This is a genomic window from Methylobacter psychrophilus, assembly GCF_025583945.1.
Classification (GTDB): Bacteria; Pseudomonadota; Gammaproteobacteria; order Methylococcales; family Methylomonadaceae; genus Methylobacter_C; species Methylobacter_C psychrophilus.
Genome location: NZ_JAOEGU010000024.1, coordinates 50,584 through 58,428, shown reverse-complemented (window position 1 = coordinate 58,428; position 7,845 = coordinate 50,584). Strand labels below are relative to the sequence as shown.

Genomic DNA, 7,845 nt, shown 5'->3' with positions numbered 1-7,845 from the left:
GAACTCCAGGCAATTTTTTTAAGCTTGCCAAAATACGAGTCCACTCTTCATCACTTAATTTTATCCGCTTCATTTCATTCAAAATGGCTTATTCTACCGGATTGGTGAAACGTCAACAGAACCTAGGTGAGTCAATACCATCTGCGTTTGCTTATAAATCAATACTTTACTGTACATGCTTTTAACTGTTATTTATTAACGCGTGCTGCATATATCTTTTTGTTCGGACTAGTCGCCTATACCCAAAAATTATTTTCTCCCCACAATTAATGGCAAATTTTCCTAAACGGTTGTCCGCAACTTGATATTTTCCAAGAAATTCAACATCCCTTCCATTTTTGCCAGCCAACCCTCGCTTAAATTTATAAGTCCCCGGATTTGCTTGTGGATTTATGCCGTTAAGATCGTAATAGAGGAAGCCATTTCCTTTTAACCACTTCATAAATTCCCACTGAACTAAATAAGATCCATTTGTTTTCATTCCAATGTCACTCGTCGCCCCGACCAAGTAGACGCCAGTCTTGCCGATCATTGAGAAAATAGCACCGGCGCAAGTCTTACCGTCTAACCGAGCGAGTATAATTTTCAGTTTGTGACCCTCCGGCAAATCTTTTTGAACCCTTTTTAAGTGAGTTATATCGTTAAGCTCAACAAGCGTTTTACGATTTACCATTTCCTCATAGATTTTTTCAAACTCTTCAAAAAAACTTTCCTCTTCTCCTGACACCAATTCCAGACCGTTTCTTTCTCCACGATTAAGACAATTTCGCCACTTCTGATCAAGAGTGACTCTCAACTCATCAAGAGAGGGTGTAAGATCTCTGATTAATGTTCGGTCAGTCTTGCTATTGTCTTGGTACTTATAGCCCTCTTCCTGAAGAATTATATTCAACTCCGCATCACAATCCCGGTAGGCCAGAGGGTAAATTTGCAGAACCAATCCCCTGCGATGGGAAAACTCATTACGAAGGGCGCGGAGTGCCTGGCGAAAAACTTCAGTTTCGTCCTGATTATCCTTTAACCGCCACATCGGCCCCCATCTTAAGTAAGCAATCCCGATTTTTGTTCCTGGCAATCGTAGAACTCTTGCTTGCGCTGCCGCGACAATTGTTTCCTTTTGTTTCAGGATCATGTGTATAACGCCAGAACGTCCATAACGTATAGTATCGTAGGGATGAGTCTGATAAATATTTGCATCCTGGAAGGTCTCCATGAGATTCCCCCAATACTCATTATCGAAATGACCAAATTCCGAACTATATTCTCCGCTTAATACTTTCATATATACCCATTTTCTCTAAACGTAAATTAAGTTTTTTGGTTTTACAAAGCCAATTCTTGACTGGCCAGTCATAAACGAAAGGTCGCGAAAAAATATTTTCAACTTTGCCTGACTAACACAAGAATATAAAAATATAATAATCACAATTTTTTAATTTAAAAATCAGCCAACTCTTATAAAGATAAGTAGGTACCTATAAATTTTCAGATAATTAATTTCTATACCAACAGATACCATCTCTTGAAGCATATAGATTTTCAGAAATTAAATTTCCATTCGCTTCGCTGTAAACTTCTACGGATACCATCCCTTCAAGGGATGTTATCCGTTAGTATCGAAATTATTTATCTGAAAATCTATAGCTACACAAGTCCTACGGCTCCTTCTCCAAAGGGAGAAGGTTGGGATAAGGGAATGTAACTGCTTGATTTTACTCTCCTCGGCAATTGCTCCTGCATTGCTCTACCTCCTGCATCCGTGCAGTCGTCGGCAATTGCTCCTGCATTGCTCTACCTCCTGCATCCGTGCAGTCGTCGGCAATTGCTCCTGCATTGCTCTACCTCCTGCATCCGTCACCCCAGCCCTCTCCAACAAGAGATGGAGCTTGGCGCTTCTGCAACTCGTTGTTTTTATTATGAGGAAAATTTGTGTAGATACCTATGCTCTTGAAGGGCTGGTATCTGCATAAGCTTTAAATAACGCGTAGTAGAAATTTAAATTCTGAAAGTATATATATTAACGGTCATTGCCCTATTATCATGGACGCCATATATTAAAAATCTCTTTCTTTTATGATCTCTATTCCGTATTTGGCCAACAACTTACCTATATGATCACAATCTTTAATGAGATATTTCATGAATAAATGGTGTCCTAAAAATAAAAGAAATGGTAAGGCAAAAGTATACAAATGACACGCGACTAGCGATTTTAGAACTTCCCGCCTTGGTATTGAACGAAGCCTTGCCTCGCTTACACCCCTCAGTAAAGCTCTTTTTATTAAATATGTTCTCGTAAAGCGCTCTAATGGTACTGTCTCATATACATTTGCTTCATTACACCATACGAAAACGTGGCCTTTTCCAATCATTCTTCTGAAAAAATCACTATCTTCACCTCCAGACCTTCCAAATTGTGGATCAAATGGACTCTCATCGCCGTCAAGTATTTTTCTGTCAAATAAAAGGTTGCCTGTACGCGTATATTCAGCTTTAAGTACCATACCGGTTATGAATGATGTGCGCTCAAGTAACCCGCTTTTTGTAAGCCATTGTGGAGGTTTAATCGCGAAATGCGGTATCACAGGACCTAACACGCCATCAGATGTTGTTGAAACCCAAGTTAAGTATAGGTTATTAAGCCAAGTATTTTCCGGGAATTCATCATCATCAATGAAGGCGATTAAATCTCCCGAAGAATTTGCAACAGCCTTGTTTCTTGCCAAAGAGATATTTTGCTCAGATTCAACATGATAATGGATTTCAACAGAAGAGCGCTTTCTCCAGTCATCTACGATTGCTTTGGCAGATTGATTACTGTCATTATCTACGACCACGATTGAAAAATTAAATTTTCCACGTTGTTGATTTTGCAATTCTTGCAAACATCTATCAAGCATTGCGGGCCGTTTGTAGGTGAGTATACAAACCGAGATACAATGGTTATTTTTATTAGTCATTATTTGTTTGCAATGTCCATTATTTCTTATATTGTGTAAGTAATGATTCAAAAGTCTTTCAATATTTTTAACATTACCAAGCTCTTCAAATAATTATAGTCTATGAAATCTACCGTATGTGATTTTGTTAAAATACTTTTGATCAGCGACTTAATAGGTATTTATGAAGTGTTTCTTCATCGAATACACCAATCTTGAATTTATGGATAGTTCTCCACGCGTATCTAACTCTGCCAGCTGCAGTCAACATCTTCTTGGCGATATAGGCGACCAAAACCTGGTGGCAAGAGAAAAATTCGAAACTGACTAATGCTCTCAACGAGAAGTTCACTTTCGCAACTGTTATACCACAAACCTTTGGCTTTTTTGGGGGGCACTGAATAATTAGTAATGACCTTGCAGTTTCTCTACGTAAATCTACAAGATTAAATACACACATGGGTCTGTCAACTCATTCTATCGTTTAAAGCATTTTATTCTAAACGAAGTGCATTGAAGAGAGCCTTCCCTGGCACTCCCATAATCATGGTTAAAATTAAACTAATTGCGTACTGATAAAGAAATACTTAATCTAAAGTATTCGTAAGTTGGTCGGAGCGGCAGGTGGAGTTGGCGTTGGAACAATAACACCGCCTTGCAAAGGATGAGGATAAGTGTAGGGGGTATAATAAGCCGTCCAGGTGTTGTTTGCTGTACATTTATATAATGTACCGGATAGAGGTGTAGAGGGATGCGCTCCTACCATTCCCGTTAGGTTTGTTGTTGATTGATCTGTTGCCCAATACCCTACTTCTTTTGTACACGTTGCAGGACGATTAGCCAGGGTTCCTGCTCCCATTCCTGATGTTCCGTTAAAAGATGCGGTGTAGTCGTAATAGTCTCTATTTGCTTTGATATGATTACCTGACGAATTGATAACCATAAACGGAACGTTACCATTTGTCTCGGTTCTATTAAGCCAACCATACACGGGAACAAGCGGTTGATTATATCCCGCTGGAGGAGAATTAACCCATAACGCTGCATCTCCGCCGCGCCCTATCTGATCACGGCACGGATAGCCGGTTGCATCCTGATTGCCGTCCCACAGTGAGGTTCCATTGCATTGACCGCCAGAGCCTACCGCAGAATAACTTCTGACATTATCAAGAGCAATTCCGTCGTTGCTCCAATTCCCGATGACACTATTGTAAAACACAACCCCTGTTCCGCCACGAATACGGAAAGGAAAATAAATGTTGGAGCCAGTATTATTTATAATATTACCGTAAATCTCCCATTTTCTCTCAGCTCTGTTATCACCCATAACCGAATGCGCTTCTGTATCTAATCCGTTCATAGTGTTATACCGGAATACATACCTCCCGCCATAGTTTCCGTCTACGCAATTTACACCGCCTGACCCTGTATTACAGATATTATCTTCGATATATACGGCTGATGGTCCGCCAATATCAAGATTGGTTATCCACAACTGGTTTTGCATTGTACCCTCCACCATCATATAGTTGGTTCCGTCTATACGAACGCGCATGTTGTTGAGTTCGTTATTGTCAACCAGTCCAGTTACAATCACAGGGGGGTTAATGTTTCTTGACATGACGGCAATACCATCAGTCCACGTCGAAAATGTGAGTCGGCAATGATCGATGCGGAAATTGTATCCATCGGCATTAATTATACCTCCTGAAAAGCCGAACCCCGTGACTCTTGATCCGGACTGACCCAGATTGAACGCTCCTCCAGAAATTATCGTTGAGTTCATCCCGGCGCCCATCAAGGTTAACTTCTTTGTATTCGCTATGGTTAAGTTGCCCGACCATGTACAGTTCCCGGCAGGAACGGAGACTATATCTCCCGTATTGGAAGAATTTATAGCCGTTTGAACGTTTGCTTGCGAACAACTCGCTGCTGTGATTGTTGCAGCGTACACTCCACCAATCAGAAAAAAGTAGATGGCTAAAACCATCGCTATAAATATCGTTAATCGTTTTTTCATGTCAAAGTCCTCGTTGATTTTTCTGTTTGCTAGGTATTGAAATAGATCCAGCCTCGTAAAAAATATAGAATAATTTTGCTGAAATTATATTTAAATATAGACGTTTAACTTAGTCAAAATCTGGCGATTACTGCCAACTATTTGGAGTAATTGGCAGTAATCAGCGAACCAATCAATACCCCAGCCCAAACACAGACATAGCCGAATTGGTTTGGTATGCTGTTCCCGTCCAGGTACCAGGTAATGTAGTCAGTCTGTTGGAAGAACTTGATTCCATCCGGCCTGTTGCAGAGCCTATTCGGTTAAGGTATGCAATTTGTCCTTTCGACCCCAGTATTGCAATCCAATAGGGTTGTGTAGCAGTAACCGAGGCTACCGGAATCGGTACCGTATTCCATGCTCCTGACTTAAGTGTGCTCAGTGAACCTTGAGCAACAAGCGCTCCTGGATGACCGTTATTGTCTTTATAGACACCGGCAACCAGTGCCGTAGCCGTTGAACTGGCATGCAGATATACCTGTACAGCATTTACTATTCCGGACTTTTGAGGAACTGTCTGGAATGCTTGTGCCTTGCCCTGAGTATTATAACCAACCCAAGGCTCCAGGGTCTGATTGCCCATGATAAACTTCGGCGGATTTGTCACACTGATTGCGGTCGCCAGATTATAGCTAACTTCCGCTGCGGTCAGAGCTCGATTGTAGATACGTACCTCGTCAATATAGCCTTGAAAAAACTCACTCCACATATTGTTTCCACCGATACGTAACACACCTGCAGATTGTTGGATCAAACCATTCTGCGTTTGCATACCGACTTGTAAGCCATTGACATAAAGCCGCTGATATTGTCCATCATAGGTTGCTACAAGGTGCGACCACTTATTCACCAGCAATTGACTGGGGCCTGAGACGTAACTGTAACTTCCAGCATTGATAAATGAAATAGGTACAGGGTTATGCTCCATCGAATAGAGACTATATAACTCATGCGTAGAGTTTTCTTTCAATATTACAGTCCTGTCACCAGTTGTGGATTGTGGATATACCCATGCCTCGAGCGTCATCCCTATTGAAAGATCCAGTGAAGGACTGTCATTGACAGTAATCCAGTCATTTACACCGTCAAATTTTAGCGCTTTCCCGCTATGCCCGTTAGGGATACTGACGGCTTCTCTAATTGTGCCATGATTACCATTTCCTGAAGCATCAGCAACAGTCGTACCACTGATTTCCTCAAAACCATAGGCCGCTACCAAGCCAACTAAACTACTGACTGCAACTGGTGGAGGAGGAGGCAAAACAATTGGTGGTGGTGGCGGTGGCAATGGTGCCGTGACAGTAATTAGATTCGGATAAGTCTTGGAAATGCTTCCACTGGGTGAAACTGCAGTCAAACTGACTGAATAAGTCCCTGCGGTTGGATAGGTCACGCTAACAACTTGAGCCGTTGAGTTCGTGACAGAAGGTGTCGATGATCCTGGAAAAGCCCATACCCAACTCGTAACTGTCCCCGTTGTCTTGGGTGTAAAATTCACCATCAAATTCTCGACACCACTGGTTACGCTTGGTGTAAAATCCGCCGTTACTATAGGTGTAACAGGTACCGTTAACGTCGCTTCATTGGAATAAGCACTCTGGATAGTTCGTGTTGTATCATAGGCCTTCAACCTGAAATAGTAGGTAGCGCCTTCTTGCAAGCCCTGAACGGTATAACTGGTCGTTTTACCTACATCAACGTTTGCCGTATAATTGCCGCTATTTTGACCATAATACAATATATAACCACCTACATTGGTTGACGTACTGGCATCCCACGCCAAATTTGTGCTTGCTCCTACCACCGAGGTTGGTGGCTGATAGTTAAACATATAGGCCTTCCATGAGCCGGCGATTAACAGGGCAATCAGAACTCCCAGCACTGCTCCACCCAAAGTTGCCGAATAAAATGTCTTGGGCTTTGAGCTATTAAGTTCTCGCCAGCGAGGATATGCAACCAAGGCTAATAATGCTAATCCGGCAAAGATGATGGCCAGTACCAGCGCTAAAATCCATTCCGGTCGACCATAAAACCAAAACAGCCAATTGGGAATGCCTTCCCCATTACTCGCTGAGGCTGTTTGCCACAACAGGAAACCTAATATCATTGAAAAGCCCGCGCTAATAAACGAGCTGCGTAAATCGATTCTAATATTCATAACCGCACCCTCACCTAAGTTTAACTTATTGATTCAACTACGAAATGGCTATTTTAGATATAGACTTTCAGAAATTAAATTTCCATTCGCATCGCTGTAAACTCCTACGGATACCATCCCTTCAAGGGATGTTATCCGTTAGCATCGAAATTATTTATCTGAAAATCTATAGTCCCTTGAAAATATAAACATCTACACAAGTTTTACTGCCTGTTTAACAGAACAGGGAGTTTTATATCTTTATAACTCATTGTTTTTATTATGCAGAAAAATTGTATGAATACCTATGTTTTAAAAGGGCAATATATTCCAAGTAATTAATATTTATTGTAATTTTATCTATTTATACGACAAGAATTATCTTTATATATCGCTGAGTCCAATCGTTTAGTTAAAAGCATAAATAATTGAAGAAAAGGCTTCTGTATATTAACTCTTTCTTTTTTCAGGATATTCGGTAAAAACAACCCCATTGGACTATTTCTATTACCTTTAAAATTTATGGTTATTATAAATAATAACCGATTCTGCTGGCAACTTTAAAAACAATATATCTCATAAGAAAATGTGCTTACTTTTACCGCGACTCACAGTTTGAAATACAGACTTGACCAGATATCTTAAATTACTGATAACAACTTATTATTTACATTAAAAGTAGATAACCAATTGATTTATAAATATCGTTT

4 protein-coding genes are annotated in these 7,845 nt (G+C 40.7%); all 4 read right to left on the bottom strand.

What is annotated here, in order from left to right; all coding sequences use genetic code 11:
* Positions 1-181 precede the first annotated feature (181 nt).
* The 4 genes from N7974_RS12370 to N7974_RS12355 all read right to left on the bottom strand — a co-directional run bounded on the left by N7974_RS12370 (position 182) and on the right by N7974_RS12355 (position 7,156).
* Entirely contained in the window at positions 182-1,282 is a 1,101-nt protein-coding gene (locus tag N7974_RS12370) for a lipid II:glycine glycyltransferase FemX (protein WP_262965916.1), read from the bottom strand.
* A gap of 772 nt (positions 1,283-2,054) precedes the next feature.
* Entirely contained in the window at positions 2,055-2,960 is a 906-nt protein-coding gene (locus N7974_RS12365) for a glycosyltransferase family 2 protein (RefSeq protein WP_262965915.1), read from the bottom strand.
* 571 nt (positions 2,961-3,531) lie between these two features.
* Positions 3,532-4,959: a right-handed parallel beta-helix repeat-containing protein gene (locus N7974_RS12360; RefSeq protein WP_262965914.1), complete on the bottom strand. Its 1,428-nt coding sequence runs from the start codon at positions 4,957-4,959 to the stop codon at positions 3,532-3,534.
* A gap of 172 nt (positions 4,960-5,131) precedes the next feature.
* Complete coding sequence (locus N7974_RS12355) at positions 5,132-7,156, bottom strand: LamG-like jellyroll fold domain-containing protein (protein WP_262965913.1); 2,025 nt, start codon at positions 7,154-7,156, stop codon at positions 5,132-5,134.
* Positions 7,157-7,845 lie beyond the last annotated feature (689 nt).